The 26,588-nt window shown below is 64.3% G+C and carries 22 protein-coding genes; 8 read left to right on the top strand and 14 right to left on the bottom strand.

Annotated elements, in window-relative coordinates:
- Nucleotides 1-32: 32 nt before the first annotated feature.
- A complete protein-coding gene (locus tag GYH29_RS09020; protein WP_161523565.1) occupies nt 33-917 on the bottom strand; it encodes a LysR family transcriptional regulator in 885 nt (294 codons plus the stop codon).
- A 161-nt stretch (nt 918-1,078) separates the two neighbouring features.
- Here GYH29_RS09020 and GYH29_RS09015 point away from each other — a divergent pair, with 161 nt between their 5' ends.
- From GYH29_RS09015 to GYH29_RS09005, 3 genes are all read left to right on the top strand, one after another.
- The gene (locus GYH29_RS09015) at nt 1,079-1,723 is read left to right on the top strand and encodes an NAD(P)-dependent oxidoreductase (protein WP_161523564.1); all 645 of its coding nucleotides are present in this window, start codon (nt 1,079-1,081) and stop codon (nt 1,721-1,723) included.
- 328 nt (nt 1,724-2,051) lie between these two features.
- Nucleotides 2,052-3,452: an L-serine ammonia-lyase gene (locus GYH29_RS09010; protein WP_081556189.1), complete on the top strand. Its 1,401-nt coding sequence runs from the start codon at nt 2,052-2,054 to the stop codon at nt 3,450-3,452.
- A 69-nt stretch (nt 3,453-3,521) separates the two neighbouring features.
- A complete protein-coding gene (locus GYH29_RS09005) occupies nt 3,522-4,070 on the top strand; it encodes a GNAT family N-acetyltransferase (protein WP_232060555.1) in 549 nt (182 codons plus the stop codon).
- Here the strand turns inward: GYH29_RS09005 and GYH29_RS09000 are convergent.
- The 3 genes from GYH29_RS09000 to GYH29_RS08990 all read right to left on the bottom strand — a co-directional run bounded on the left by GYH29_RS09000 (nt 4,058) and on the right by GYH29_RS08990 (nt 6,373).
- Nucleotides 4,058-5,230 carry an MFS transporter gene (locus GYH29_RS09000; RefSeq protein ID WP_081573994.1) on the bottom strand — a complete coding sequence of 391 codons (1,173 nt, stop codon included), beginning with the start codon at nt 5,228-5,230 and terminating at the stop codon, nt 4,058-4,060. The two genes, GYH29_RS09005 and GYH29_RS09000, sit on opposite strands and share 13 nt — an antisense overlap.
- Before the next feature lie 85 nt (nt 5,231-5,315).
- A complete protein-coding gene (locus tag GYH29_RS08995; RefSeq protein ID WP_161523563.1) occupies nt 5,316-5,717 on the bottom strand; it encodes an RNA-binding S4 domain-containing protein in 402 nt (133 codons plus the stop codon).
- Nucleotides 5,717-6,373: a fumarylacetoacetate hydrolase family protein gene (locus GYH29_RS08990; RefSeq protein WP_161523562.1), complete on the bottom strand. Its 657-nt coding sequence runs from the start codon at nt 6,371-6,373 to the stop codon at nt 5,717-5,719. The genes GYH29_RS08995 and GYH29_RS08990 overlap by 1 nt, the downstream gene beginning before the upstream one ends.
- A 375-nt stretch (nt 6,374-6,748) precedes the next feature.
- On the opposite strand from GYH29_RS08990, the gene GYH29_RS08985 reads away from it, so the two are divergent.
- Both GYH29_RS08985 and GYH29_RS08980 read left to right on the top strand, forming a co-directional pair.
- Nucleotides 6,749-8,449 carry a PHA/PHB synthase family protein gene (locus GYH29_RS08985; RefSeq protein WP_408610194.1) on the top strand — a complete coding sequence of 567 codons (1,701 nt, stop codon included), beginning with the start codon at nt 6,749-6,751 and terminating at the stop codon, nt 8,447-8,449.
- Between the two features lie 207 nt (nt 8,450-8,656).
- Entirely contained in the window at nt 8,657-9,835 is a 1,179-nt protein-coding gene (locus GYH29_RS08980; protein ID WP_019104053.1) for an acetyl-CoA C-acetyltransferase, read from the top strand.
- Between the two features lie 61 nt (nt 9,836-9,896).
- Here GYH29_RS08980 and GYH29_RS08975 read toward each other — a convergent pair whose 3' ends face one another.
- Together GYH29_RS08975 and GYH29_RS25020 are read right to left on the bottom strand one after the other, a co-directional pair.
- Nucleotides 9,897-10,262 (bottom strand): DOPA 4,5-dioxygenase family protein, encoded by a 366-nt coding sequence (locus GYH29_RS08975; protein WP_019104052.1) that lies wholly within the window; start codon nt 10,260-10,262, stop codon nt 9,897-9,899.
- Between the two features lie 288 nt (nt 10,263-10,550).
- Nucleotides 10,551-10,679 (bottom strand): hypothetical protein, encoded by a 129-nt coding sequence (locus tag GYH29_RS25020; RefSeq protein ID WP_254894653.1) that lies wholly within the window; start codon nt 10,677-10,679, stop codon nt 10,551-10,553.
- A gap of 195 nt (nt 10,680-10,874) precedes the next feature.
- On the opposite strand from GYH29_RS25020, the gene GYH29_RS08970 reads away from it, so the two are divergent.
- On the top strand, nt 10,875-12,662 hold the full coding sequence (locus GYH29_RS08970) for an aminopeptidase P family protein (RefSeq protein ID WP_198001695.1): 1,788 nt from the start codon (nt 10,875-10,877) through the stop codon (nt 12,660-12,662).
- A 41-nt stretch (nt 12,663-12,703) separates the two neighbouring features.
- The gene (locus GYH29_RS08965; RefSeq protein ID WP_043592132.1) at nt 12,704-13,636 is read left to right on the top strand and encodes a LysR family transcriptional regulator; all 933 of its coding nucleotides are present in this window, start codon (nt 12,704-12,706) and stop codon (nt 13,634-13,636) included.
- 129 nt (nt 13,637-13,765) lie between these two features.
- On the opposite strand, the gene GYH29_RS08960 is transcribed toward GYH29_RS08965, so the two are convergent.
- The 8 genes from GYH29_RS08960 to GYH29_RS08925 all read right to left on the bottom strand — a co-directional run bounded on the left by GYH29_RS08960 (nt 13,766) and on the right by GYH29_RS08925 (nt 23,782).
- Nucleotides 13,766-14,404 (bottom strand): GyrI-like domain-containing protein, encoded by a 639-nt coding sequence (locus tag GYH29_RS08960; protein WP_019104049.1) that lies wholly within the window; start codon nt 14,402-14,404, stop codon nt 13,766-13,768.
- On the bottom strand, nt 14,386-14,928 hold the full coding sequence (locus GYH29_RS08955) for a PadR family transcriptional regulator (protein WP_019104048.1): 543 nt from the start codon (nt 14,926-14,928) through the stop codon (nt 14,386-14,388). Before GYH29_RS08955 ends, GYH29_RS08960 begins: the two co-directional genes overlap by 19 nt.
- A gap of 135 nt (nt 14,929-15,063) precedes the next feature.
- Entirely contained in the window at nt 15,064-16,035 is a 972-nt protein-coding gene (locus tag GYH29_RS08950; protein ID WP_161523559.1) for a polysaccharide deacetylase family protein, read from the bottom strand.
- Between the two features lie 30 nt (nt 16,036-16,065).
- A complete protein-coding gene (locus GYH29_RS08945) occupies nt 16,066-16,773 on the bottom strand; it encodes an SDR family oxidoreductase (protein WP_107732374.1) in 708 nt (235 codons plus the stop codon).
- The gene (locus GYH29_RS08940) at nt 16,770-17,294 is read right to left on the bottom strand and encodes an ester cyclase (RefSeq protein ID WP_232060551.1); all 525 of its coding nucleotides are present in this window, start codon (nt 17,292-17,294) and stop codon (nt 16,770-16,772) included. Before GYH29_RS08940 ends, GYH29_RS08945 begins: the two co-directional genes overlap by 4 nt.
- 349 nt (nt 17,295-17,643) lie before the next feature.
- Nucleotides 17,644-19,086: a metalloprotease TldD gene (gene tldD, locus GYH29_RS08935; RefSeq protein WP_107733095.1), complete on the bottom strand. Its 1,443-nt coding sequence runs from the start codon at nt 19,084-19,086 to the stop codon at nt 17,644-17,646.
- A gap of 14 nt (nt 19,087-19,100) precedes the next feature.
- Nucleotides 19,101-19,910, bottom strand: a complete 810-nt coding sequence (locus GYH29_RS08930) for a carbon-nitrogen hydrolase family protein (protein WP_081573986.1) — start codon at nt 19,908-19,910, stop codon at nt 19,101-19,103.
- Nucleotides 19,907-23,782, bottom strand: coding sequence for a YhdP family protein (locus tag GYH29_RS08925; RefSeq protein ID WP_161523558.1), 3,876 nt, complete (start codon nt 23,780-23,782; stop codon nt 19,907-19,909). The genes GYH29_RS08930 and GYH29_RS08925 overlap by 4 nt, the downstream gene beginning before the upstream one ends.
- Before the next feature lie 57 nt (nt 23,783-23,839).
- On the opposite strand from GYH29_RS08925, the gene glnE reads away from it, so the two are divergent.
- Complete coding sequence (gene glnE / locus GYH29_RS08920) at nt 23,840-26,536, top strand: bifunctional [glutamate--ammonia ligase]-adenylyl-L-tyrosine phosphorylase/[glutamate--ammonia-ligase] adenylyltransferase (protein ID WP_161523557.1); 2,697 nt, start codon at nt 23,840-23,842, stop codon at nt 26,534-26,536.
- Nucleotides 26,537-26,588 lie beyond the last annotated feature (52 nt).

Raw genomic sequence — 26,588 nt, 5'->3', positions numbered from 1 at the left:
AATCACGCCGCCGGCCTTGCCGGCGGCGTTTTTCATTTGCACAGGCTGGCGCGCAGCGCCTCAATCGCATAGCGCACTTTCGCAGGCTGGATATCGCGGCGCGGCGTCACCGCGTAGATCGCCAGCGGCGGCAGGCTCCACTCCGGCAATACCCGCAGCAGGCGACCGTCGGCCAACTCTTGCCGTATCTCCGGCTCCGGCTGCACCGCCACACCCATGCCGGCCAGCACGAACTGGCGCGCGGCGACGATGTTGTTGCTGACCAAGCGCGCGTCCGGCTCGACGGTGAAGCGGCTGCCGTCCGCGTGCTCGAAGGCCAGCCACCCCAGTTTGCGATCCGATAAAGCCACCCATTGCAACGAGGACAGTTGCTCCGGCCGCGTGATCGCCGGCTGGCGGGCGAGATAAGCCGGCGACGCGCACAGCACGTTCGGCCAGTCAGCCAGATGGCGCGCCACCAGGCTGGAGTCCTTGAGCACTCCGGCACGCAGCGCCAGATCGATGCGGTTGTCCACCAGGTCTATCATCTCGTCGTGGAAAAACAGCCGCAGCTTCAGACCCGAGTGCGCGCTCAATAAAGGCGTCAGCGCCTCGCTCAATAAGGCGCCGGCAAAGCCGGTGGGCGCGGCGATGCGCAGCTCGCCCACCGGCGCGTCTCGCAGCTCCAGCAGCCGCTGCTCGGCCAGCTGCGCCGCCGCCAGCATGTCGGCGCAGCCCTGATAGAACAGGCTGCCGGCCTCGGTCAACGTCAACTTGCGGGTAGTCCGGTGCAGCAGACTGACGCCATGCTGCTGCTCCAGCTTGCTGATATGCTGACTCACCGCCGATGGCGTCATGCCCAGCTCGCGGGCCGCGCCGTTCATCGACCCCTTATCCACCACCATGGCGAAAACCGCCATGCGTCGTAATGCATCCATTTATTAAGTCCAACTAAACTATCAATGCTATTTTTGCTGGATTATCGCTCTATAATCAAGCTGTTATTCTGAACGCCATCAAACTTCATTATGTTTGGGGCCCTCGTAAAACCATTACGTCAGGGTTTTCGGCCCCCTGTTTATCGCGAAAAGGAATCCCCATGAAAATCGCACTGATCGGCGCCAGCGGCTTTGTCGGCTCGGCCATCTTGCAAGAACTGCTGTCCCGCAACCATCAAGTCAGCGCCATCGTCAGCAATCTGTCCAAACTGCCGCAACACCCGCAGTTGAGCGGCGTCGCCGCCGATGCCTACCAAGTCGGTCAGATCGCCGCCGCCGTAGCCGGCCACGACGCCGTGGTCAGCGCCTTCAACCCCGGCTGGGACAAGGCCGATATCCAGGCGCTGGCGGTGAAGGGCCACGACGCCATCGTCGCCGGCGTCAAGCAAGCCGGCGTCAAGCGCTTCCTGGAAGTGGGCGGCGCCGGCAGCCTGGAAGTGGCGCCCGGCGTGCAACTAGTGGACACCCCGGAATTCCCGGCGGAATGGAAAGAAGGCGCGCTGGGCGTGCGCGAAGCATTGCGTCGCCTGCGCGAGGAAAGCACGCTGGACTGGACCTTCGTCTCGCCGCCGGCCTTCCTCCATCCCGGCGAGCGCAGCGGTAAATACCGCTTGGGTGGCGATCAATTGCTGTTCAACGGCGACAAGCCTGCTGATATCAGCGTGGAAGACCTCGCCGTGGCCATCGTCGACGAGCTGGAAAAACCACAACATCTGCGCCGCCGCTTCACCGCCGCCGCAGTCTAAACCCCAAGCCCGGCTCGCCCGGGCTTTTTCATGCCCTGTCCCCTCCTCGCCTTGCGCAAAGGGCCTCCCGCCCGCCCGGCCATGCCGTCCGAATGCGAAGCGGTTTCAACTCGCCGAACCCCCAACGCAACTTAGTCCTGACTCTATAATTCTAAATTGACAGCGGCCTCCAGCTTGTCTAGATTGCCCGGCTGCCGCAAGATGGCGGTGCGCTGGCACGCCCGGCGCCCCAGCCATGTGAAACCATGACAACGACAATAATAAGGACGGCCCAGGCCATCCTCACAACAACCCGGTTACCGGGACACAGCCCTTAAAGAGAAGCATTATGGCCATCAGTGTTTTTGATTTGTTCAAGATAGGCATCGGCCCATCCAGCTCCCACACAGTTGGACCGATGCGCGCCGCGCGCCAATTCATCGCCCGGCTGGAAAAAGACGAGTTGCTCACGCAAACCGCCAGTGTGCGCGCCGAAATGTTCGGCTCGCTGGGCGCGACCGGCAAGGGCCACGGCACCGACGTTGCGGTGTTGCTGGGCCTGCAGGGCGAGCAGCCCGACCTGGTAGACACCGACGCGGTGGACGGCATGCTGGCCGCCATTCGCGCAAGCAAGGCCATCGCGCTGCTGGGCAAGCACACCGTGCCCTTCGTCGAGGGCGAGCACCTGATCCTGCACAAGAAGAAAACCCTGCCTTATCACCCCAACGGCATGATTTTCGAAGCCTTCGACGCCGCCGGCGCCAGCCTGTCCAAGCGCGCTTATTATTCTGTGGGCGGCGGCTTCGTGGTCGACGAGGCCGCCATCGACGCCGGCTTTACCCCGCCGGGGGTCACCGAGCTCAAACACCCATTCAAGAGCGCCGCGGAATTGCTGGCCCTGTGCCAGCGCCACGGCAAATCCATCAGCCAGATCATGCTGGAGAACGAACTGGCCTGGCGCAGCGAGGAACAAGTGCGCGCCGAGCTGCTGAAAATCTGGCAAGTGATGCAGGACTGCGTCAAGCGCGGCTGCGAGCGCGAAGGCATCCTGCCCGGCGGCATGAAAGTCAAACGCCGCGCCGCCGACATGCACCGCAAACTGCTGGCCTCGCCGGAAGCAGCGCTGCGCGACCCGCTGACGGTCATGGACTGGGTCAATCTGTACGCGCTGGCGGTCAATGAGGAAAACGCAGGCGGCGGCCGCGTGGTGACCGCGCCCACCAACGGCGCGGCCGGCATCATCCCGGCGGTGATGCACTATTACGCCCGCTTCGTGCCCGGCGCCAGCGACGACGGCATCGTGCGTTTCCTGCTCACCGCCGGCGCCATCGGCGTGCTGTTCAAACTCAACGCCTCCATCTCCGGCGCCGAAGTAGGCTGCCAAGGCGAGGTGGGCTCGGCCTGCTCGATGGCCGCCGGCGCCTTGGCCGAAGTGCTGGGCGGCACCCCGGAACAGGTGGAAAACGCCGCCGAGATTGGCATGGAACACAATCTGGGTCTGACCTGCGACCCGGTGGGCGGCCTGGTGCAAGTGCCCTGCATCGAGCGCAACGCGATGGCCTCGGTCAAGGCCATCAACGCGGCGCGCATGGCGCTGCGCGGCGACGGCCAGCATTTCGTGTCGCTGGACCGGGTGATCAAGACCATGCGCGACACCGGCATGGACATGAGCACCAAGTACAAAGAAACCGCTCGCGGCGGCCTGGCCATCAACGTCATCGAAGTGCCGGTGAATATTGTTGAGTGCTGAGCCGCTGGCCTGTTAGCATCAAAGCCGATGGCGCTTGCGCGCCGTCGGCTTTTTTTACGACCTCATCCCGTGAAACACGAACCCGCCATGCATCACATCGCCACCGCCAGACTGCAACTGCGCCCGCTGCACGCCAGCGACGCCCCTTTCATGCTCAAGCTGCTGAACGAGCCGGCCTTCATCGCCAATATCGGCGACAAAGACGCCCACGACCTGCTCGGCGCGCTGCGCTATATCGAGGAGGGTCCGCAAGCCAGCTATCGTAAACACGGCCACGGCTTGCTGCTGGTGGAGCGGTTGGACGATGGCGTTCCGGTCGGCATCTGCGGCTTGGTCAAGCGCGAAGGCCTGGCCTATCCGGACATCGGCTACGCCTTCCTGGAACAATTCTGGGGCAGCGGCTACGCGAGCGAAGCCGCGCAGGCCGCCATAGAACATGGCCGCGAGCAGCTGGGGCACGCGGTGGTAGTGGGCATCACCGCGCCGCACAATCACGCGTCCATCCGCGTGCTGGAGAAAATCGGCCTGCTTTACCAGGGCCGGATCGAACTGCCCGGCATCGAAGGCGACAACTGTTACTTTGTGCCGCCGGCCCTGTTGAAAGATCAGCCCGCCTGAACTGGCGCCGCCGGCCGCAACCAGCGCCGGCACAGCAACACGCCCAGCACGGCGGCGGCCGTCGACATCGCGAACGTCGTCGCCATGCCGCCATGCGGCCACGCCAGCCCGCCGATCAGACCGCCGGCGCTGCCGCCGACGCCAAACGAGGCGATGATGTACAGCCCCTGGGCGCGGCCGTGGTGATGTTGGTCGAACATGCGGTGGATCAAGCCCACCGAGGCGGCGTGGTGCAGGCCGAAAGTCAGCGCGTGCAACAGCTGCGCGCCTATCGCCACCCAGGCCAGCTCGGCCGCGGCGGCGATCAAGGCGAAACGCAGCGCCGCAGCCAATAGCGACGCCAACATCAGCGTTTCCAAGCGCGCGCGCGCCATGATCTTGGGCATCAGCAGGAATACCGCCACCTCGCTGACCACGCCCAGGCCCCACAGCATGCCGATCGCGCCTTGCTCGTAGCCCGCCTGTTTCAAGCCGATGGAAAAAAAGGTGTAGTAAGGCCCGTGAGCGAAGGCCATCAGGAAACAACAGCCAAACAGGGCCATCACCTCAGGCCGCCGCAGCGTAGCGGCCATTGATGTCGACTGCCCGTTCTTGCGTTCAGCGGCCACCTCCGGCACCCGCCAGGCCACAGCCGCCACCAGCCCCAACAACGCGCAGAGCGCCCACGGCAGATTGCCGATGCCGATGAGGTCCAGCAGCAAGCCGCCGCTCATCGCCAAACAAACAAAGCCTATCGAGCCCCAGACCCGCACCCGGCTGTAACGCCCCGGCTGCGCGCGCGTCAGGTGGGCTGTACTGGCCTCCACCAGGGGCAGCGCCGCCGCCCAGAAAAAATGCGACACGGCCAGGCTGACGAACACCCACCAGAAGGCGCGGTCCAGCCCTACCAGCAGGAAGGCCGCCGCCGACAACAGAGAAGTCGTCAAGATGATGGCGCGCCGGCGTCCGCGCCGATCCGCCAACCAGCCCCAAAAGCCCGGCGCGACAATACGCGCCAACGTGGACAAGGCCATCAACACCGAGATCTGCCAGGCAGAGAAGGACAGCGACTCCAGATACAGCCCCCAGAACGGGCTGAATAGGCCCTGAAAGGCGAAATAGCTGAAATAGAACAGGCTGAACGGCAACAGGGATACAGCAGGTGACGCGGAAGACGGCATGATGTGAAGCTCGGCCCTTAAACGGACTCCTGGTTGAAAACCTAAAACGGCGCGCGGAATAGCACAGCAGACTTTGAACAGGCTCTCAGAACTGCCCTTTGAACTTGCCGATCTCCCGTCGCGCCTTCTTGGTGGGGCGGCCCTCGCCATGCGGAAAGCTGGCGCGCTCGGCCTTCAGCAGCAGCAGTTGCTCGTCGCGCGCGCGCTGCGAGGCCTCGTCTTCGCGGTAGAGCAGCTGCGCCTCCTGCGCCGGGCGGCGCTGGGTGCTCAGCGCCAGCACCTCGACTCGGTACTCCAGCTGATTGATGCGCATCACCAGTTGGTCGCCCTCCTTGACCACCCGCGACGCCTTGACTCTGTCGCCGTTGACCTGCACCCGCCCCAATTCCAGCGCTTCGTGCGCGAGTTGCCGGGTCTTGAAGAAACGAGCCGCCCACAACCATTTGTCGAGACGGACCTTGCCGTCGTCCTCGCCTGAGGCCGCCATTAGCGCACGCTCCATTCCGCGGAAGCCAGCCCCTCCAGCTTCAGGCTGAGCTTGTCGCCGGAACGCACCGCCGCCACGCCCTCCGGCGTGCCGGTATAGATCAGATCGCCGGCTTGCAGGCCGTAGATTTGCGACAGATAGGCGATGATGGCCGCCACCGGGAACAACATCAGCCCGGTATCGCCTTGCTGACGCAGCGCCCCGTTAACGCGCAACTCGAAGCTCAGCCGCTGCGGGTCGGCCACCTGAGCCGCCGGTGTCAGCCGGGACAGGCAGGCGGCGGTGGGAAAGCCCTTGGCCTTGGTCCAGGGATGGCCCTTGCTCTTGGCCGCCGATTGCACATCGCGCGCCGTCATGTCCAGACCGATGCCGTAGCCGGCCACATGATCCAGCGCTGCCGATTCCGCAATATCGCGGCCACCCTTGCCTATCAGCAACACCAGTTCGCACTCATGATGCACATCGCTGGAATAGTCGGGCAGACGCAACGGCTCGCCCTCGCCGGCCAGAGCCGACGTCGGTTTCAGAAACACTAGGGGCTCGTCTTCCAGCGGGTTGTTCAATTCCGCCGCATGCGCGGCGTAATTGCGCCCAATGCAGAAGATGTTGCCCACCGCGACGTCCTCTTCGCCCAAGCGCGCCTTGAATGCCGACATGACTATCCTTTCCCGTTCAGTCCAACACCAATTGAATCTTCGCGATTATCCCATAATTTCCATCCTCCCGGCATGCCAGGCCGAAAGGACAGCTAGGCAGATTGTGCACTGCGGCAACAAGATGCGGCTTTCGACGCGCCTTATCGTCCTCCTCCCGGTGAAAATGTCATGCAACCCTGTTACAGTCATGGCGTACCTTGCGACCGCACATTTTGTTGGAACCCGTTCAATGCCTTGAACAGCTTCTTAACTCGGTCCAATGCAGGAAAGCTTCGATAACGCTTCGGCACGTTTCAGGAGACAGCTTTGACCCAAGAAAGTACAAACCCGCTGGATAGTTTCTTCGCCAGCCTATCCGAGGCCAACCAACAGTGGATGCAGCAGTTCGTCAACAACCTGCCGCTGCCGCCGCAACCTGGAAGTGCTGAATTGCCGCTGGCCAACGCCTGGGGCGCCATGCTCAGCAACGCCGGCCAGCTGTTCGCCTGGCAAAGCAGCCTGTATCAGCAGCAGATGAATCTGTGGTCGCAGTTCCTTGGCCAGGCGCCCGCCGCCAACGGCGACGCCTCGGCGAAAAAGGGCGACCGCCGCTTCGCCTCCCCGGAATGGGACGAACATCCGTTCTACCACTTCCTCAAGCAGGGCTATCTGCTCACCAGCAAATGGATGACGGAGCTGGTGGACAACGCCCAGCTGGAGGAGGAAGCCAAGGACAAGCTAGCCTTCGCCACCCGCCAATACCTGGACGCGGTCTCCCCCAGCAACTTCATGCTCACCAACCCGGACGTGATGAAACGGGCGATCGAGACCAAGGGAGAAAGCCTGGTCGACGGCATGAAAAACATGCTGGAGGATTTCCAGAAGGGGCACATCTCGATGTCGGACGAGAGCCAGTTCGAGATCGGCAAGAACATCGTGGTCACCCCGGGCGAGGTGGTGTTCCGCAATGAATTGATCGAACTGATCCAGTACACCCCCACCACCGGCCAAGTCTACGAAAAGCCGCTGCTGATCGTGCCGCCCTGCATCAACAAGTACTACCTGATGGACCTGCAACCGGACAACTCCATGGTGCGCCACTTCGTGGCTCAGGGTTACCGCGTATTCCTGATCAGCTGGCGCTCGGCGGAACCCGAGATGAAGCACTTCACCTGGGAAAGCTATATCGAGAAAGGCGTGATCGCCGCGGCGGAAACCGTGCGCAAGATCAGCAAGCAGGACAGCATGAACGCGCTGGGCTTCTGTGTCGGCGGCGTCATCCTGACCACCACCCAGTGCGTGCTGCAAGCCCGCGGGCTCAAGTATTTCGACTCCACCACCTTCATGACTTCGCTGATAGACCACGCTGAGCCGGGTGAGATCTCCTACTTCATCGACGAAAACCTGGTGGCCAGCCGCGAAGCCAAAATCGCCGCTGGCGGCATCATCAGCGGCAAGGAAATAGGCCGCACCTTCGCCAGCCTGCGCGCCAACGACCTAGTGTGGAACTACGTGGTCAACAACTATCTGCTGGGCAAGACACCAGCGCCATTCGACCTGCTCTACTGGAACAACGACGCGGTGGATCTGCCTCTGCCGATGCACACCTTCCTGCTGCGCCAGTTCTACATGAACAACGCACTCACCAAGCCGGGTTCCATCACCCTGTGCGGCGTGCCCATCGACATCTCCAAGATCGACATCCCGGTCTATATCTTCGCCGCGCGCGAAGATCACATCGTACTGTGGAGCTCGGCCTACTCCGGCATCCACTACTTGACCGGCGCGCCGTCCCGGCGCTTCGTGCTGGGCGCCTCCGGCCATATCGCCGGCTCGATCAACCCGGTGACCAAGGACAAGCGCAACTACTGGGTCAACGACAAGCTGCCAGAACACGCGGACGCCTGGCTGGAAACCGCGGAAAGCCGCCCCGGCAGCTGGTGGAAGGACTGGGACGCCTGGCTGGCTCCACAATCCGGCAAGAAAGTCCCCGCTCCCAAGAGTCTGGGCAGCAAAGACTTCCCGCCGCTGCAAGCGGCACCAGGCAGCTATGTACTGGCCAAGGCCATGCCCAGCGTGGTGGCCAGCCTGCAGTAAGCGCTTGTTTACGATCTGCAACGCGTCGGCGGGATAGGACCAACACACTAGAACACCGCCCAAGTCCGCCGCCTTGCCTCAGTCGTAAAGCCGAGTTTTGTCAGCCACCCTAAAGCCTCGACGCGCCGCCGACCGGTTCCTCCGCCGGCGGCGCGTTGGCCGACACACCGACCTTCGCGGTCACATTGAAGAGAGACGGAGAAAAACATGGAAGTCGTGATTGTCGCAGCAACCCGCACCGCCATCGGCAGTTTCGGCGGCGCGCTGGCCAAGATCCCGGCCCCGGAACTGGGCGCCACCGTCATCAAATCGCTGCTGGCTCAAACCGGCCTGAAACCGGAAGACGTCAGCGAAGTCATCCTCGGACAAGTGCTGACCGCCGGCAGCGGCCAGAACCCGGCTCGCCAAGCCTTGATCAAGGCCGGCCTGCCCGTCACCACTCCGGCCACCACTCTCAACGTGGTTTGCGGCTCCGGTCTGCGCGCCGTTCACTTGGGCGCTCAGGCCATCGCCAACGGCGACGCCGACATCGTCATCGCCGGCGGTCAGGAAAACATGTCCTTGTCGCCGCACATCCTGCCCGGCTCGCGTGATGGTTTCCGCATGGGCAACGCTCAACTGATCGACACCATGGTCAACGACGGCCTGACCGACGCCTACAACGCCTATCACATGGGCATCACCGCCGAAAACGTGGCGGAGAAGTACGGCATCGGCCGCGAAGAGCAGGACGCGCTGGCGCTGGCCTCGCAGCAACGCGCCGCCGCCGCGCAGAAAGCCGGCAAGTTCAAGGACGAGATCACCCCGGTGCTGGTGCCGCAGCGTAAGGGCGATCCGGTGGCCTTCGACAGCGACGAGTTCATCAAGCACGACGCCAGCGCCGAAGGCCTGGCCAAGCTGCGCGCCGCCTTCAAGAAGGAAGGTACCGTCACCGCCGGCAACGCGTCCGGCATCAATGACGGCGCCGCCGCGGTGCTGCTGATGTCGGCGCAGAAGGCGGACCAGTTGGGCCTGAAGCCGCTGGCCACGATCAAGGGCTACGCGCTGACCGGCTGCGCGCCGGAAATCATGGGCATAGGCCCGGTGGCCGCCACCCGCAAGGCACTGGACAAGGCCGGCTGGACGGTGGAAGAGCTGGACCTGGTGGAAGCCAACGAAGCCTTCGCCGCCCAGGCGCTGGGCGTGGCGCGCGAACTGGGCTGGGGCCCGGACAAGGTCAACGTCAACGGCGGCGCCATCGCGCTGGGCCACCCGATCGGCGCTTCCGGCTGCCGCGTGCTGGTCACCCTGCTGCATGAAATGCAGCGCCGCGACGCCAAAAAGGGCCTGGCCACGCTGTGCATCGGCGGCGGCATGGGCGTGGCGCTGGCGGTGGAACGGCGCTAAGCCGTTTCGCGCAAACAAAAACCCACCGGCTCCGGTGGGTTTTTTGTACTCGCGGGCAGGTTCAGCCCGAGCGCGCATTGTCGCCATGCTGGAGCAGGAATGCCATATTCAGTTCCAGCGGCGCGCCCAGCCACATGGCGAAATCGCTGTGATCCTCTACATCGTCGCCAGTCAGCGGATGCAGCAGCACGCTCAGCCCCTCCCGGTTCAACATCAGCCACGGCACGATTTGGCCAAACAAAGCCGGCGCGAAAGCGATCTGGTAAGCGCCCACCGGGTGCGGCCCGTAAGCCTGCTCGCGCCAGCGCCCCAGTTCCACCTCGAAGCGCTGCGCCACCGCCTCGCGCAGCCGCCGCGCAGCCGGCTGTTGCGCCGCGTCATAATAAACATGGGCGTGATAGCCCGTTACCTCAATCGCCTGTTGCATCGCTCGCCCTTTGTCCCTTGCCCGCTCGCGGCGGACCGGCCCCGAATAAAGCCAGTGAAGCTATCGTCTCCACCGCAAAAAATCAAGACAGCATATTCCTGCCGCGCGCGCCGAAACCCCCCGCGCCAAACAAAAACCTCCTGGCCGCGATGGCAGGAGGTTTGGGCGATTGACCGGCCCACTGGCCGGTGTAGACGGTCGGATCGACCGTGGAGAGGAACAACGCGCGAATTGAAGCCAACGGCACGATCGGCACATCAAGGCTGCCGCATCGCCGCGGCGCTCGCCTTAGTGGGGAACAATGATGGGGGCGCCGTCCGGCCCATGTTTCTTCTGATGCTTGGCCGCCCGTTTCTCCTTGGGCGTCATCAACGGCTGCTTCTTGGCTTCCTTGCTGCTGTGTCTTGATTTACTCATGATCAGCTCCTTGGCATGCATCGGCGGTGCCGATGCCGGCTCCAGTATAGACCTGTCCGCGGCGCTTGTGCCGACTCAAGAAATGACATGGCAATCATCAGCTATGCTCATACTCTTGCGCCTCGGTTTCATTAGCCACAGAATGCATGGCATACATCCCCCGGAGCCGGCATGAACACCCTCGCAACCCCTCAACTGGACACCATTCCGCAACGCATCGCCACCCTGCGCGCCGCCATGAAGAACGCCGGAGTCGACGCCTGTCTGGTGCCCTCGTCCGATCCCCACCTGTCGGAGTATCTGCCGGCGCGCTGGCAAGCCCGCCAATGGCTGTCCGGCTTCACCGGCTCCATGGGCACGCTGATCGTCACCCACAACTTCGCAGGCGTCTGGGCCGACAGCCGGTACTGGGTGCAAGCCGAGGCCGAACTGGCCGGCAGCGGCATTCAGCTGGTCAAGATCGTCAGCGCAGCCAGCGCCGACCACCTTGGCTGGATCTCCAAGACGCTGAGCGCCGGCCAAACGCTGGCGGTGGACGGCGATTCGCTGGGCCTGGCCGCTGCCAAAGCGCTGCAAGCCGCGCTGGAACAGGCTGGCGCTCGCTTGCGCACCGATCTGGACCTGATAGACGTCATCAACTCGCAGCGCCCGCCGCTGCCGGACGCGCCGGTGTATCAACATGAGGCGGCGTTCGCGCCGCAAAGCCGCGCCGACAAGCTGACGCGCTTGCGCGCCGCCATGGCCGAAGCCGGCGCCGATTGGCACTTCCTGTCCACGCTGGACGACATCGCCTGGAGCTTCAATCTGCGCGGCAGCGACGTCAACTACAACCCGGTGTTCATCAGCCATGCGCTGCTGGGTCGGCAACAAGCCACCCTCTTCGTCGGCGAAGGCAAGGTTTCCGCCGAACTGCGCGCCCAACTGGCGGCCGACGGCGTCGAAGTCCAGCCCTACGCCCAGGCCAAGCCGGCGCTCGGCGCGCTGCCGGCCGGCGCCAGCCTGCTGCTGGACCCGCGCCGCGTGACCCTGGGCCTGCGCCAGGCAGTCAATTCAGCCGCCCGTGTGATCGAGGCGATCAATCCCAGCACCTTGTTCAAATCCTGCAAAACGCCGGAAGAAGCCGCCCACATTCGCGGCGCGATGGAACAGGACGGCGCGGCGCTGTGCGAGTTCTTCGCCTGGTTCGAAAGCGAGGTTAACCGCAGTCGCGTCACCGAGCTGACCATAGACGCGGAAATCACCGCCGCGCGCGCGCGGCGCCCCGGCTTTGTGTCACCCAGTTTCGGCACTATCGCCGGCTTCAACGCCAACGGCGCGCTGCCGCACTACCACGCCACCGAGGCCGCCCACAGCGAAATCAAGGGCGACGGCCTGCTGCTGATCGACTCCGGCGGTCAATACCTGGGCGGCACCACCGACATCACCCGGGTGCTGGCGGTCGGCACGCCGTCCGCCGAGCAAAAGCGCGACTTTACCCTAGTTCTGAAAGGCACCATAGGCCTGTCCATGGCGCATTTCCCGCGCGGCACCCTGTCGCCGATGCTGGACGCTCTGGCGCGCGCGCCGCTGTGGCAGCACGACATCGACTTCGGCCACGGCACCGGCCACGGCGTCGGCTACTTCCTCAATGTTCACGAAGGCCCGCAGAGCATTTCCCGCGCGGTGCCGGACGCCAATATGGCGATGCAGGAAGGCATGGTCACCTCGATCGAACCCGGCGTCTACCGGCCCGGCCGCTGGGGCGTGCGCATAGAGAACCTGGTGCTGAACGTGGCCTCGTCGCAAAATGAATTCGGCGACTTCCTGCGCTTCGAAACCCTGACCCTATGCCCTATCGACACCCGCTGCCTGGACTTCAACCTGCTGTCCCGCGCCGAGGTGGACTGGCTGAACCAGTACCATGCCGAGGTGCGCGCGCGCTTGCTGCCGCTGGTGGACGGCGCGGCGCGCGAATGGCTGCTGGCCAATACTGAAACCATCTAGACCCCTCGCTGCCCGGGCGCTCCCGCGCCTGGGCCATTCACATGCTTGATCGACTCAACGACCTACGCCTCTTCCTTGACGCCGCCCAACAGGGCAGCTTCTCCGCCGCCGGCCGCAAGCAGGGCCTATCCCCCGCCGCCGCCAGCGCCTGCATCCAGCGGCTGGAAGCGGCGCTGGGCAGCCGCTTGTTCCAACGCACCACTCGCCAACTGCGGCTGACCGAAGCAGGAGAAATCTTCCGCGACCACTGTCAGCGCGCGCTGGACACCCTGCAGCAAGGCCAGGACCGGCTGCAGCGGGAACAAAGCGAGCTCAGCGGCCTGATCCGGCTGTCAGCGCCGTCGGATCTGGGCCGACACGCCTTGCTGGACTGCCTGGACGAATTCCGTCGCCTGCATCCGGCGGTGCATTTCGCCTTGCAACTGGACGACACCCCGGCCGATTTAATCGGCGAAGACATCGACATCGCCATCCGCTACGGCCAGCCGGCGGACAGCAGCCTGATCGCGCGCGAACTGGCTGCCAGCCGCCGCGTGGTCTGCGCCGCGCCGGCGCTGCTCGCGCGCACCGGCACGCCCCGCCATCCGCGGCAGCTGGCCGAACTGCCGACGCTGACCCTGGTCACCGGCGACGGGCCGATGCATGAATGGCCTTACCGCGAGCATGGACAGCGCCGCGCGCTGCGGCTGGAACGCGCGCAGCAGAGCAACGACGGCGAGGTGATCCGCCGCTGGGCGCTGCAAGGCCAGGGCTTCGCCTACAAATCGCTGCTGGACATCGCCGACGATCTACGTCAAGGCCGCCTGCTCACGGTGCTGGACGAGTACTTCACGGACAGCGCGCCGCTGCACCTGCTCTATCCCGGCCAGCGCGGCCAGCCGCTGCGCATCCGCCGGCTGATCGATTTCCTGCGCGAGCGGCTGTCGGCGCTGCCGGCCACCGCGCTGCTGCCGGAAGCCGGCGCCCAGCCGTAAGCCACTGTTAACAATCTACTGCACGCCAGTGATGCGACCTTAAGTATAGATTTTGCTAATACAACAAAGAAATACACCACACAAAACCATCCATCGCATAAAAAATATAGATTTCTAAAGTATTCGGTCTCACTTCGGCAGCGCCCGCACCGGCTGCCGTAGAATCATCTTGCGTTTTGCGGGTGCGACGCGGCTCCAATCATCAAGGTAGATCTCGTGATACGGTCCTGAAGGCTCCAGACCTTCTTGTGGCAGATATGCTCTATAGAGCTTATCCAGCATGGCGGGCAGACCGCTAGTTTGGCCGACATAAAGAGTCTGTACGCACTTTCCTTCGGCAAATGCCTCCCAACGCAGAGCCTGTGAGGCTGCATCTTTTAGTTCCAGACGCATCTCCGCCGCAGATTCCTTAAGGCCCTCTGCATTAACCCAAACCGGCAAGCTTATCTGCACGCGCCAACGCCAATTTTTACGATGACCTGCTGAGAGGTCGCGCATATCGTCTGCCCAGTAGAGCAACTCCACCGGAGGCTCGACAAAGGACTTGCCCATACGCTCGCGAGCTTTACGCCGTATAGGATAGATAGCGGTATAAAGGCCCTTGATCGCCGCAGTGACAGACTGCTGCTCAGGAGCACCTTCACCATCCCAGACTGCGTATGGGAGCTTAGGCACATCAACCATGCTGAAAACCTCGGCTGGAGGAGCATAGAGCGTACGGAGCATAGCTCTGTCATGCATCAAGTCAATTATTCCTTCATTGGCCATGGCTTGCTCCTCATGTAATCCAAGGTGGAAATTATCCAAGTGCGCTCTGCCGCTAATTGACTAGCGGACAAGTCAAAAAGGACTTCAATATGATCAGGCATAGGCTGTCGCTGCCGACGCAGACATTCGAGCCTTTCCACTTCTGCCGTGACCGAAGACAAACGCCCCTCTAGCGCAGCCAGAGCTGACTCACGCGATAGTACCGGCCAATGAATCATCCCCAACAAAAGGGAAGAATACGTTGGACGATATGCTTCAAGGGCAGAGATTGTCTGCTCCAACAGCACCTGATGGCCTGCATCAGTAATCGAAAATGTTTTGCGTGCCTTAGTGCCAGCGGGAAGCTCTGCTAAAACCAGCCCCGCTTTTTCCAACTTCCCAAGCACAAAGTAAATAGAAGAAAAGCCGATCTGCGTCCATTCACGCATGCCTCGCGTTTCTATTACATGCTCAAGCTCATAGCCATGTCGCGGCATCTCTGCAACGAGGCCCAGCAGCAAGAGTTCGGAGTCGGTAAGGTTCATTGATTCAATATTCTAGTACTAGAATATTAAGAAGACAAGCACCGCCCAACAAGGTGCTGGCTGAAGTCAGCGTGAAATGAAAAACCGCGGTGCGGCCAATGGCCGTCCCGCGGTTGTGGAACGCAACTCAAAAACTCAGTTCGCCGGCACCTTGTCCGCCTGCAAGGCGAAGCGCGCGATCTCGTCCTTGCGCATGAAGGCGACGCCGGCATGGCTCTGCGCGTAGCGGATGAACTGCTCCAGCGCCTTGACTCGCGCCGGCGAGCCGGAAATACGGTCGTGGGTGCTAATCGACATCATCCGCCGCCGCGAGCCCGCCTCGGCGTAGAGCAGATCGAACTCGGCCTTCAGATCGGACAGATAAGCCTCGTTGCTCAAGGCCGGCGAATCGAAGCGCACAATGTCGTTGTTGCGCAAGGTATAAGGCACCACCACGAAGGGCTTGCCCTTGACCGGCACCGTGAACGGCTCGTCGCGGCTGACGTTGTCGATGTGATAGACAAAGCCCAGTTGCTGCAGAATGCCCAGGGTATTGGGCGTGCCGCGCAGCCAGAAGGCGTTGAAGCCCACCGGACGCGCGCCGGTGGCGCGCTCTATGCTGGCGATATTGGCGCGATAGGCCGCCTCTTCTTGCTCCGGCGACATCGGGTACTGCGGCTCCCAGGTCTGGCCGTGCGCCGCCGCTTCGTGGCCGCGCGCCACGATCTCGCGCGCTAGCTGAGGGCTGCGGTCCACCGCCTGCCCCACCATGTGCGAAGTCACCTTCACGCCGGTGCGATCCCACAGGTCCAACAACCGCGGAATGCCCTCCTTCACGCCGTAGTCGTACCAGCTTTGCATCGGCAGATCCGCGTACTTGGGGTCCAGCGGCGGGAACGGCCCGCTGGCGCCGCGCTCCGGCTGCGCGCCGGCCTCGAACTGCATGGAAATCGAAATCGCCAGGCGCGCGCCATTCGGCCAGAAGGCGCCGCCGCTTGCTGTGTTTGCCGTCATCTTGCTTGCTCCAGTCGCCGCCAGCGCCGCGCCGTGCGCCAGCATCAGCGCGGTGCCGCCCGCGGCCGCGCCGGCCAGGAACTGGCGACGATTGATGGGTAGGGTATCGGACATCTCGAGTCCTCTTGTTCTCTTCGGCGCGGCCTACAACAAGGCCCCACCCTCCACGTCCAGCACCGAGCCGGAGATGAAACCATTGGTCATCGCCAGCAGATAGGCTTGCGCCAGTTCCGGCGGCTGGCCGACGCGGCCGACGGGCAGGCCCTGCCCGATGCGCGCCAGCGTCGCCTGGCGCGCGGCGGAACCGGCCTCGCCCCACAACTCGGTGTCCACCACGCCGGGGCTGACCACGTTGACGCGGCGCGGCGCCAGCTCCTTGGCCAGATTCTTGGCCGCCGCCTCCAGCGCGGCGTTGACCGTGCTTTTCAGCAGGCCACCGCTGGAAAATTTGCGCGCCAGCAGGCCGGAAGTGAAAGTCACCGACGCCCGCTCCGTCAGATAGGGCAAGGCCTCGCGCACCGCCAGCAGGCTGCCGAACAGCTTGACGTCGAAAGTCTGCCGCAGCGCTTCCTCGCTCAGCTCGGCCAACGCCGGCGCGCCGACCCGGGCGCCGGCGGTCAGCACCAGATGATCGATGCGGCCGATGTCTGCGAAGGCCCGGGCCAATGTCAGACTGTCGGTCATGTCCGCCTGAATCCCCTCGCGGTCCTCCTCGGATTGGACGGTACGCCCCAGCACATAGACCCGAGCCCCGGCCGCCGCGGCCGCATCCGCCACCGCCCGGCCGATGCCGGAGCCGCCGCCCAGCACCGCCACGGTCTGGCCGTGGAAAGAAAAGGTCGCCGCGTTCATGGCTTCACCACGCCCAATTGCTGCATCAGGGTCAGATTGTCTTCCAGATGCCAGTTCTCGGCGATGCGGCCATTCTTGACGCGGTACAGGTCGAAGGCCTGGAACTCCACCGGCTGGCCCTGGCCTTGCACGTCGCCGAAGCGGCCGCTGAAATGCCCCTGGAAATGCAGGCGCAGCGCGACGCGGTCGCCGGCCAGCACCATGTCGGTGACGTCCACCTTCAAATCCGGCACCGCGGCGCGGAACTGGCGCGAAGCCTGCAAGGGACCGGCCACGCCCTGCTGGCGGCCGGCGGGCAAGGTGCGGTCGACAAAGTCGGGGTCCAGCGCCAGCTCGGCGTAGCGCGAATCGCCGCTGTTCCAGAACGCCGCGTAGCGCAGCGCGGCCAGTTTCATCGCCGCCGCGCTGCCGGCCGGACGGTCCGCCCACACCCGCGCCGGCTGCGGCAGGTTTTCCGCCGCGCCGGCGAAGGCCGCGGTCAAGGCCAGGCCGAAGCCCAGCGCCAAGGTCAAAGCTTTCATCATCGTCTCCCGATTGCGGCGTCACCAACACAGCGACACCGGACCAGCGCATTGTGTCGCCGGCCATGGAATTTGATAATTGGCTTTATATTTGGATGATCTGCTTGTTGAATTTGAAAATAGGCGCAAAAAAAGGCGAAGCGCAGGCGCTTCGCCTTTCTCAAACACAAGCCGCAGCGGATCGTGAACGGGTTCTTAGAACGTGTTTACGATCTCGCGAGCTAAGGCGAGACAAGATAAAAACAAGCGAAAAAGCGGAGTGTACACACGGTACATGAGCATTTTGAGTTTGTTTTTAACGCCCCTTTCTACTCATCCCGCCGACGCGCAGCAGATCGTAAACAGGTTCTTAGCCGCCGGTGCCGCCCACGGTCAAACCGCCGTCTATGCGCAGCGTAGGCTGGCCCACGCCCACCGGCACGCTCTGCCCTTCCTTGCCGCAGACGCCAACGCCCTGATCCAACTGTAGATCGTTGCCTATCATGCTGACGTAGTTGAGCACGTCGGGGCCGTTGCCTATCAGGGTGGCTCCCTTGACCGGGTAGCTGAGCTTGCCGTTTTCGATGCGCCAGGCTTCCGACGCCGAGAACACGAACTTGCCGCTGGTGATATCCACCTGGCCGCCGCCAAAGTTGACCGCGTACAGGCCGTCCTTGACCGAGGCGATGATTTCCTGCGGATCGTGCTGGCCGGCCAACATATAGGTGTTGGTCATCCGCGGCATCGGAATGTGGGCATAGGACTCGCGGCGGCCATTGCCGGTGGCGCCCACCTGCATCAGCCGCGAATTCATCGCGTCCTGCATATAGCCCTTAAGCACGCCGTCCTCTATCAGCACGGTGCGCTGGGTGGGGTTGCCCTCGTCGTCTATCGCCAGCGAGCCGCGGCGCTCTTCCATGACTCCGTCATCCACCACCGTGACGCCCGGCGCCGCCACACGCTGGCCGATCTTGCCGGAGAAGGCGGAAGTGCCCTTGCGGTTGAAGTCGCCTTCCAGACCATGGCCTATCGCCTCGTGCAACAGCACGCCGGGCCAGCCCGGGCCCAACACCACGGTCATCTGCCCCGCCGGCGCCGGACGCGAATCCAGGTTGGTCAAGGCCTGATGCACCGCCTGGCGCGCGTAGCGCTCCAACACCTCGTCGTCGAAGTAGGCCAGGTCGAAGCGACCACCGCCGCCGCTGGAGCCCTGCTCTCGTCGGCCGTTTTGCTCCGCGATCACCATCACCGACAGCCGCACCAGCGGCCGCACATCAGCCGCGCGCACGCCGTCGTGGCGCGCCACGTAAACCACATCGTATTCGCTGGCCATGCCGGCCATCACCTGGATCACCCGCGGGTCCAGCGCCCGAGCCATCCGTTCCACCTTTTCCAGCAAGGCCACCTTGGCCGCCGCCTCCAGACTGTGACAAGGGTCCAGCGCCGGATACAGCGGTTTAGGCGCTCGCGGCGTTTGCCGTCCGGCGGAACCATCGCCGCCCGCCTGGCCGATGGCGCGCACCGCGTCGGCGGAACGGCTCAGCGCCTCCAGGCTGATGGCGTCGGAATAGGCGAAGGCGGTCTTGTCTCCGGCCACCGCGCGCACGCCCACGCCTTGGTCGATACTGAAGCTGCCGGACTTGACGATGCCCTCTTCCAGGCTCCAGGCCTCGCTGCGGGTGTATTGAAAATAGAGGTCGGCGTAGTCGATGGCGTGGTGGCGCATGCGCGCCAGCGTGGCCTCCAAAGCCGCCTCGTCCAGGCCGTAAGGCTTGAGCAGCAGGCTGTCTGCCGCGGAGAAAGCATCTTGCATCATGTCGGGTTCTTTCACGCGAGTACGCGGTGCGCCAGCGCCGGCAGGCGGGTGCGCACCGACTGGATCAATGTCGGGTCGATTTCGGCGAGGATCACGCCCTCGCCCTTGTCTATTTCAGCCAGCACGCGTCCCCATGGATCGATGATCATCGAATGACCATGGGTCTTGCGGCCGTTGTCGTGTTCTCCGCCCTGCGCGGAGGCCAGCACATAGCTCTGGTTCTCGATCGCGCGCGCGCGCAGCAGCGGCTCCCAATGCGCCTCGCCGGTGGTGGCGGTGAAGGCCGCCGGCAGAATCATCAGATCATAGGGCGACAGCTGGCGGAACAGCTCGGGGAAACGCAGATCGTAGCAGATACCGAAGGCCATCTCGGCAAAGCCGAGGTCCGCCTTCACCGGCTGCTCGCCCGGCCGGATGGTATTGGATTCGCAATACGTCTCTCCCAGGCCGGAAAAGCCGAACAGGTGGATCTTGTCGTAGCGGGCCCGTACCTCGCCATTCGGGTCGAACAGCAAGGTGGTGTTCAGCACCCTCTGCGGCTCCGGGCTGCGCAAGGGCACGGTGCCGGCCGCCAGCCACACGCCGTTCTCGCTCGCCATCCGCGCCAGCGCCCGCTGGATGGGGCCGTCGCCGTAGGCCTCGCACACAGCCACCTTGTCGGTTTCCTGTTTTCCCATCAGGCAAAAGTACTCGGGCAAGACCACCAGCCGCGCGCCTTTGGCGGCGGCTTCCGCCACCCAATGCGCGGCGCGCTGCAAATTGGCCGTCACGTCGGAGCCGGACACCATCTGCACCGCCGCCGCCAGGAATTTTTGCTTCATGGTTTTCCCCCTTTGTTCTGATGTATCGGACCGATCGCCGTGCGCACCACTTTAGGATCCCGCAGCGAACCGCTCACTTCGTAATCCACCGACAAGATGCGTCCCACCGGATCGCGCAGCACTTTCTGCGCCGCCAGCGTGGCGATGCCCACCACCGGATTGAGCAAGGCCGCGCCCGCCGCCAACGCCACGCTTTCCGCCAAGCGCGGCATTACATGAACTTTCAGCGTCTGGGTTTCCTTGCCCAGATCCAGCTCTCCGGAAATCGCCACGTCGGCGCCCGGCCCCTTCATTTCCACCTTGGGAGATGTGAACAGGCCGTTCCGCGCCTGCGCCTCGCCTTTCAGGCTATCAAAGGCGAAACCGTCGCTGAACACATCGGTGAAGTCCAAACGGATGCGGCGCGGCAGCGATTGCAAACTGAGCGCGCCCAACAGCTTGACCACGCCCGGATCCACTTTGGCGAAGCGCCCATCCTTGAAGTCTAGCGCCAATTCGCCGGACACCTTGGCCAAATCCAGATCGCCCAAGCCCCCGGGCCAATTCAAGCGGCCGCTGAGCACACCTTGGCCGTTGCGGAAAATCTCGCCCTGGCCCAGCCGCGCCAGCAGCTTGCCGGCGTCGCCGACATTCAGTTCGAAGCGGGCGTCGACATTGCCGGCGCCGCGCGCGTCCGAACGCACCGTGGCCTTCAGCGTGCCGTCGTTGGTCGTCAGCCGCAAGGGCGCCATCTGCCAGACGCTGCCTTCGCGGCGCGCCTCCAGTTCCAGCCGGCCCACCGAACGCCCCTGCAACACCAGTTCGCCAACGCGCACCTTCATCTCGGGCAGCTTGCGGTTCAGCACCGAGGGCTCGCCGCCGGCCTTGGCCTCGGTCGCGCCCTCCTTCTTGTCCGCCGGCAGCGTCAAGGCCAGCCGGCTCAGATTGGCTTGCAGCAAACCGTTGCCTTCCGGCCGGTAGCTGGCGTCGCCGCTCATCTCGTTGGAGCGCAGCTGTATGGTCCAGGCCTTGGACAGTTCGCGGTTGCCCAGCCGGGCATTGACCTTGTGCAGGCTCAGGCCCGGCAATACCAATTCCGGCGTTTCCAACTCCAGCTGCAAGGCCGGCAAAGCCGACAAGGCCCCCGCCCCCCCTCCGCCACTGGATTGCGTGGCGCCGTCCGCCAGCTTCAACCAATCATCCAACACCACTCTGGGTTGCGCCACCCGCACCGTCAGGCCGGACGCCGCCGGCTCGCCCGGCGCGCGTCCCACGCCCAAGGCGCCGGCCTGCAAGTCGCCGTGCTCGTTCAAACGCAAGCGTCCGCCTAGCATGCCGTCCAGGCTGAAATCCAGCCGCAGGGTCTGCGCGCCGCGCATCTGCTGCGGCCGCAACTGTAGTTGCAGCGGCAAAGCCGTCGCCGCGGCCTTGGCCAAGGGCGGCGGCAAGTCGAAGGCGGTGCCCTGCAGGTCCGAGACCACCGTCAGGCTCTCAAGACCTTGCTTGACGACGAACTGCGCGCGATAGCCGGACTTGCCCGCCGCTTGCTCCGCCAGCGCCGGCAGATATTGCTTCAACACTTGGCGCGAATCGGCCTGGCCGGCTAGTTCGAAGCGCATGCGCCTGTCGGCTCCGGTGTTGGCCTTCAACTGGAACGCGCCGCCGAAGCCGCTGAACTGCAGACCGGGGCTGTCCACGCCGCGTTCGGTGAAGGTCAGTCGGCCGCGGGCCTTGCTCAGCGGCGGAATCGGCAAGGATTTGAATTGCAAGGCGTTGTCGGCGAAGTGAAGATCGCCGCGCACCGCCACGCCTTGTTCTCCGGCCAGCGGTATCGCCAACTTCAGATCCAGGCTGGCATTCCCGCCGGCTTCGATCTGGCCGGTAAAGCCGTCCAGCCAGCCGTCCACCGGGCTTTGCGTGGTGAAGGCCAGCATGCGTTGCAGGCGGTCGGCCGCGCGGCCCTCCACCGTCAGCATGGGCACATTGGCGCCCAAATTGTCTATCACCGCCTTGACGCCGCTCAGCGGCACGCCCACCGTCGTGGCGCGGCGCGCGTTCACTTCCATCCGCTCGTTGCGGAACAGCAGTTGGGCGTCGATGTCGTCGATGCGAGGCCAGCCGGGCTGGTAACTGAGGCGCGCCCGTTCCACCTCGGCCTCCACCAGAAACTCGCCGCCCTTGCCGCCCTCAAAAGGGAACTGGTCCAGATCGCCGCGCAGCTTCATCGTAGCCTGACGCAGCCGCCCGCCTTGCAAGGCCTGGCGCAGCCAGCGCAAAGTGTGCTCGCCCACTTCATGCGGCAGGTACTCCGCCACCCTGGCCGCCGGCACCCCGGCGATGCTGGCGCGCAGATCCGCGATGCCTGCGCCTCCGCCCTGATGCCGATAGCTGCCTTGCAGGCTGCCGGATAGATCCGCGTTGGAGAAGGCGACCTGACGGAAGTCCAAAGCCACCGCCTGCCCCTGCCGCTGCCAGCCCACATCGGCGGTCAGTTTGTCGAAAGCCAGCGGCGCGACGAACACCGACGGATAGCTGACCTGGGACTTCCCGGTATCCAGCTGCAAGCGGCCGCCCTTTTCATCAAAGCTGATCGCGCCGCTGACCCCGGCCACGCCCGGCAGTTCGTCAAACGGCTGCCAAGCCAGCTTTTCAAAACGGGACTTGAGTTTGAAGGCCCTGGGCGCTTCCAGCGCGCCTTTCCAGCTGACGGTCAGGTCGCGCAAGGCGCCGCTGGGCGAAAAGCGCGCGAACAGCGGGTTGCGATCGGCGCCCAGCGCGTGGATGAAGGGCGTTAGATGGCTGAGGTCGACGTTGTCCAGCGTCAGTTGTCCGAAGCCCTGCTCGCCGTAGCGCCACTCGCCGTCGATATTGGAGTTGTCGAAAGCCAGCCCGCTGGCGCTGGCCAGGCTCAGCCGGCTGGCCTTGACCTTATAGCTGCCGCTGAGCTGACGCGTCAGCTGCAACTCGCCTTGCAGACGCGGCAACACCAGTTCGTGCGAATCCGGGGGCGTGTAGGCGGCGTCGTGGACGTTGACGCTGGCTTTCAAGGCGTCGATGGCGCCGTCGGAGAAGGACATTTCCACCGTGCCGCTGCCCTCTCCGCTGCGCAGCATGCCCAGCTGCTGCAAATAGCGCGTCCACGAACCCGCCCGGGCGCCGTCCAGCGCCACTTTGATCGAGCCCGACCACTGCTGCCAGGCGGCGATGTCGTCGCCGCGCCAGGAAGCGGTCAGATCGAAACCCTTGCCCAGTGACGCCGCCGGCTGGCCGGAGAGCTTCAGTCCGTGGCCGAACAGACCCGCGCTCAGTTTGAGCTGGCCCTGACTCAGGTCCAGCCTCGGCAGCCCCAGCAGTTCATCCTGCCAGCTCAGCCGCGCATCGATGATCTCCAGGCTGGACTGGCGCAGCAGCCAGTTGCCAAGACCGCTGCCCGCGGGGCCGGAACTCAGGTCGAAGCCGTTGAGATAGATCACGCCCTGGCGCGAACGCAGCAACTCTACCGCCGGCCCCTTGACCACCACGCTGGACAAGCGCGGCTCCAGCGCCAGCAGCGAACGCCACGACGGTTCCAGCGATACCTGGCGCAAGGTCAGCGCCTTGCCGTCCTGCGGATTGGCGATGGTGACACCGCCCAGTTCAAAGCGCGGACCGACGGTCAGCCACTCGCCGGACAGGGCCGCCACCTGCACCGGCCGTCCCAGCGACTGACTCAGATAACGCTCCAGCGGCTGGCGAAACTGGTTCAGATTGGGCAATAACCAAAAAGTGAACGCGCAAAAAGCCGCCAGCAGCAGTGTCAAGGCGGTGGCGACGGCCATTCCCAACAGCGCACAGGTCCGTTTCAGGACCTTGACCACATGGATATGGGACAGAACGGAGAATAGCTTTTCCAAATGCGGCAAACCGTTACAATGTGGCCATCAAGAATTGACATGCCGTAGGGGCCTATTATGCCAGCAAACACGGCCGCTGCCATTGCCCGCAGCCGCGAGTTCTCTCACTATCTGCAACGTTTGCTGACCGCCCAGCCCGCCGAGCTGGCCAGGCTGGAAAGCCGGCTGAGCCACCGCTTCGATGCCGCGGAGATGAACGCCTTCGCCGATTGGGAAGCGCTGACCGATGCCGAAAGACTGGCCCCGGCGCTGCGGCGGCTGCGGCAGGCCGTGGTGGCGCGACTGATCTGCCGCGACCTCAACGGCCTGGCGGATCTGGACGAGGTGGTATCCACCATTAGCGCGCTGGCCGATTTCGCCGTCCAACGGGCCCTAGCCTCCGCGCGCGCCGGCCTCGCCCACTACGGGGAGCCGATAGGCGAGGATAGCGGCGAGGTCCAGCAACTGATCGTCATCGGCATGGGCAAACTGGGCGGGGGCGAGCTCAACGTCAGTTCCGACATTGATCTGATCTTCATCTACCCGGAAAGCGGCGACACCGACGGAGCCTCCCGCGGCGGCCGCTCCATCAGCAACCACGAATACTTCACCCAGGTGGGCAAGCGACTGATCGCCCTGCTCAACGACGTCACCGCCGACGGCCAGGTATTCCGCGTCGACATGCGGCTGCGGCCCTACGGCGATTCCGGCCCGCTGGCGATGAGCTTCGCCGCCCTGGAAAACTACCTGCTGAGCCAGGGCCGGGAATGGGAACGCTACGCCTGGATCAAGGCCAGGCCGCTCAGCGGCGACGCGGCGGCGCTGGCCGACACGGCGCGCCCCTTCGTTTACCGCAAATACCTGGATTACAGCGCCTACGGCGCGATGCGCGACCTGCACGCGCAAATCCGCCGCGAAGTGGCCCGCCGCGATATGGCCGAAAACATCAAACTGGGACCGGGCGGCATCCGTGAAGTCGAATTCATCGCACAAGTATTCCAGCTGATACGCGGCGGCCGCGACCGCAGCCTGCAACTGCGCGGCACCCGCGAAACCTTGCGCCGGCTGGGCGAGCTGCGGCTGTTGGAGCCCGCCGCCGTCGACGAACTCCTGCAGGCTTACGCCTTCCTGCGCAATCTGGAACATCGGCTGCAATACCTGGACGACCAGCAAACCCAAACCCTGCCCGCCGGCGCCGACAACCGCGCCCGCATCGCCGCCAGCATGGGCTGCGCCGACTGGGACCAGTTCATGAACCGGCTTAACCAGCAGCGCCGCAAAGTCACCCGCCACTTCGAGCAAGTGTTCATCCTGCCCACCGAGGGCGCTACCGACCACCCCCTGGCCGATCTGTGGCGCGACATCGCAGACGAGTTGCCGGTGGAGCGGCTGCGGCAGATGAGCTTCGCCGAACCGGAACAAGTGGCGCGCCAGTTGCAAAGCCTGGCCCAAGGACAGCGCTACCAGCAGATGCCGTTAAACGGCCGCAAGCAGTTCGACCAACTGATGCCCGCCTTGATCGAGGTCGCCTCCCGCTTCGACAACGCCGACGCCACGCTGACGCGCATCATCGCCTTGATGGAGGCGATCAGCCGCCGCGCATCCTACCTGGCGCTGCTGACCGAATACCCGCAAACCCTGCAACGGCTCGCCTCGCTTTATTCGTCCAGCGCCTGGGTCTCCGGCTACCTGACCCGCCATCCCATCCTGCTGGACGAACTGCTGGACGCGCGCGTGCTCTACGCCACGCCTGACTGGCCACAACTGGCGGAACAGTTGGAACAACAGCTGCGCCAGGCCGACGGCGACGTGGAAGCCAAGATGGACGCGCTGCGTCACTTCCAGCACGCGCAATCCTTCCGCCTGGTGGCGCAGGATTTGGCCGGCATGTGGACGGTGGAGGCGCTGTCCGACCAGCTTTCGCTGCTGGCCGACATCGTGCTGGCCGCCACGCTGCGCCACGCCTGGCTGGACATCCCCAGCCGCCACTGCGACACGCCGCGTTTCGCCATCATCGGCTACGGCAAGCTGGGCGGCAAAGAGCTGGGCTACGCTTCGGACCTGGACCTGATCTTCCTCTACGACGACGAGCACCCGGACGCCGCCGAACTGTACTCGCGGCTGGCGCGCAAAATGTCCACCTGGCTGACCAGCGCCACCGCCGCCGGCGTGCTCTACGACATCGACCTGCGGCTGCGCCCCAACGGCGCCAGCGGCCTGCTGGTCAGCTCGGTCAACGCCTTCCGCCAATACCAGGAACAGCAGGCATGGGTCTGGGAACACCAGGCGCTGACCCGCGCCCGCTACGTGGCAGGCGACGCAGACGTCGGCGCCCAATTCGAACAGGAACGCCACGCCATCCTTACCCGCCGGCGCGAGCTTAGCGTGCTGCGCGACGAAGTGCTGGCGATGCGCCAACGCATGCTGGACAGCCACCCCGCCCGCGACGAAGACCCGAAAAACGCGCGCGGCGGCATCATAGACATCGAATTCATCGTCCAATACCTGATCCTGGCCCATGCCCACTCGCTCCCGGCGCTGACCGCCAACGCCGGCAATATCGCCTTGCTGGCCACAGCAGCCGAGGCCGGACTGATCCCCGCCGCCGACGCCGAAGCGGCGCGCAACGCCTATCGTCACTATCGCCGGCTCCAGCACGCCGCCCGGCTCAACGAAAAACAGACGGTCACGCCGGACGCGGCTTTGCAGCAGGACTACAGCCTATGCCGATCGCTGTGGCGGCTCGTATTCGAGCAAGCGCTCAATTTTTCCTGACAAACGGTTCACAGCGTCATAAGGGCGAGATAAACTCATTGGATACGGTCGG

Source organism: Chromobacterium haemolyticum, assembly GCF_009936155.1.
Taxonomy (GTDB): Bacteria; Pseudomonadota; Gammaproteobacteria; order Burkholderiales; family Chromobacteriaceae; genus Chromobacterium; species Chromobacterium haemolyticum.
The sequence above is the reverse complement of the archived record's forward strand: the minus strand, read 5'-3'. Positions and strand labels throughout refer to the sequence as shown.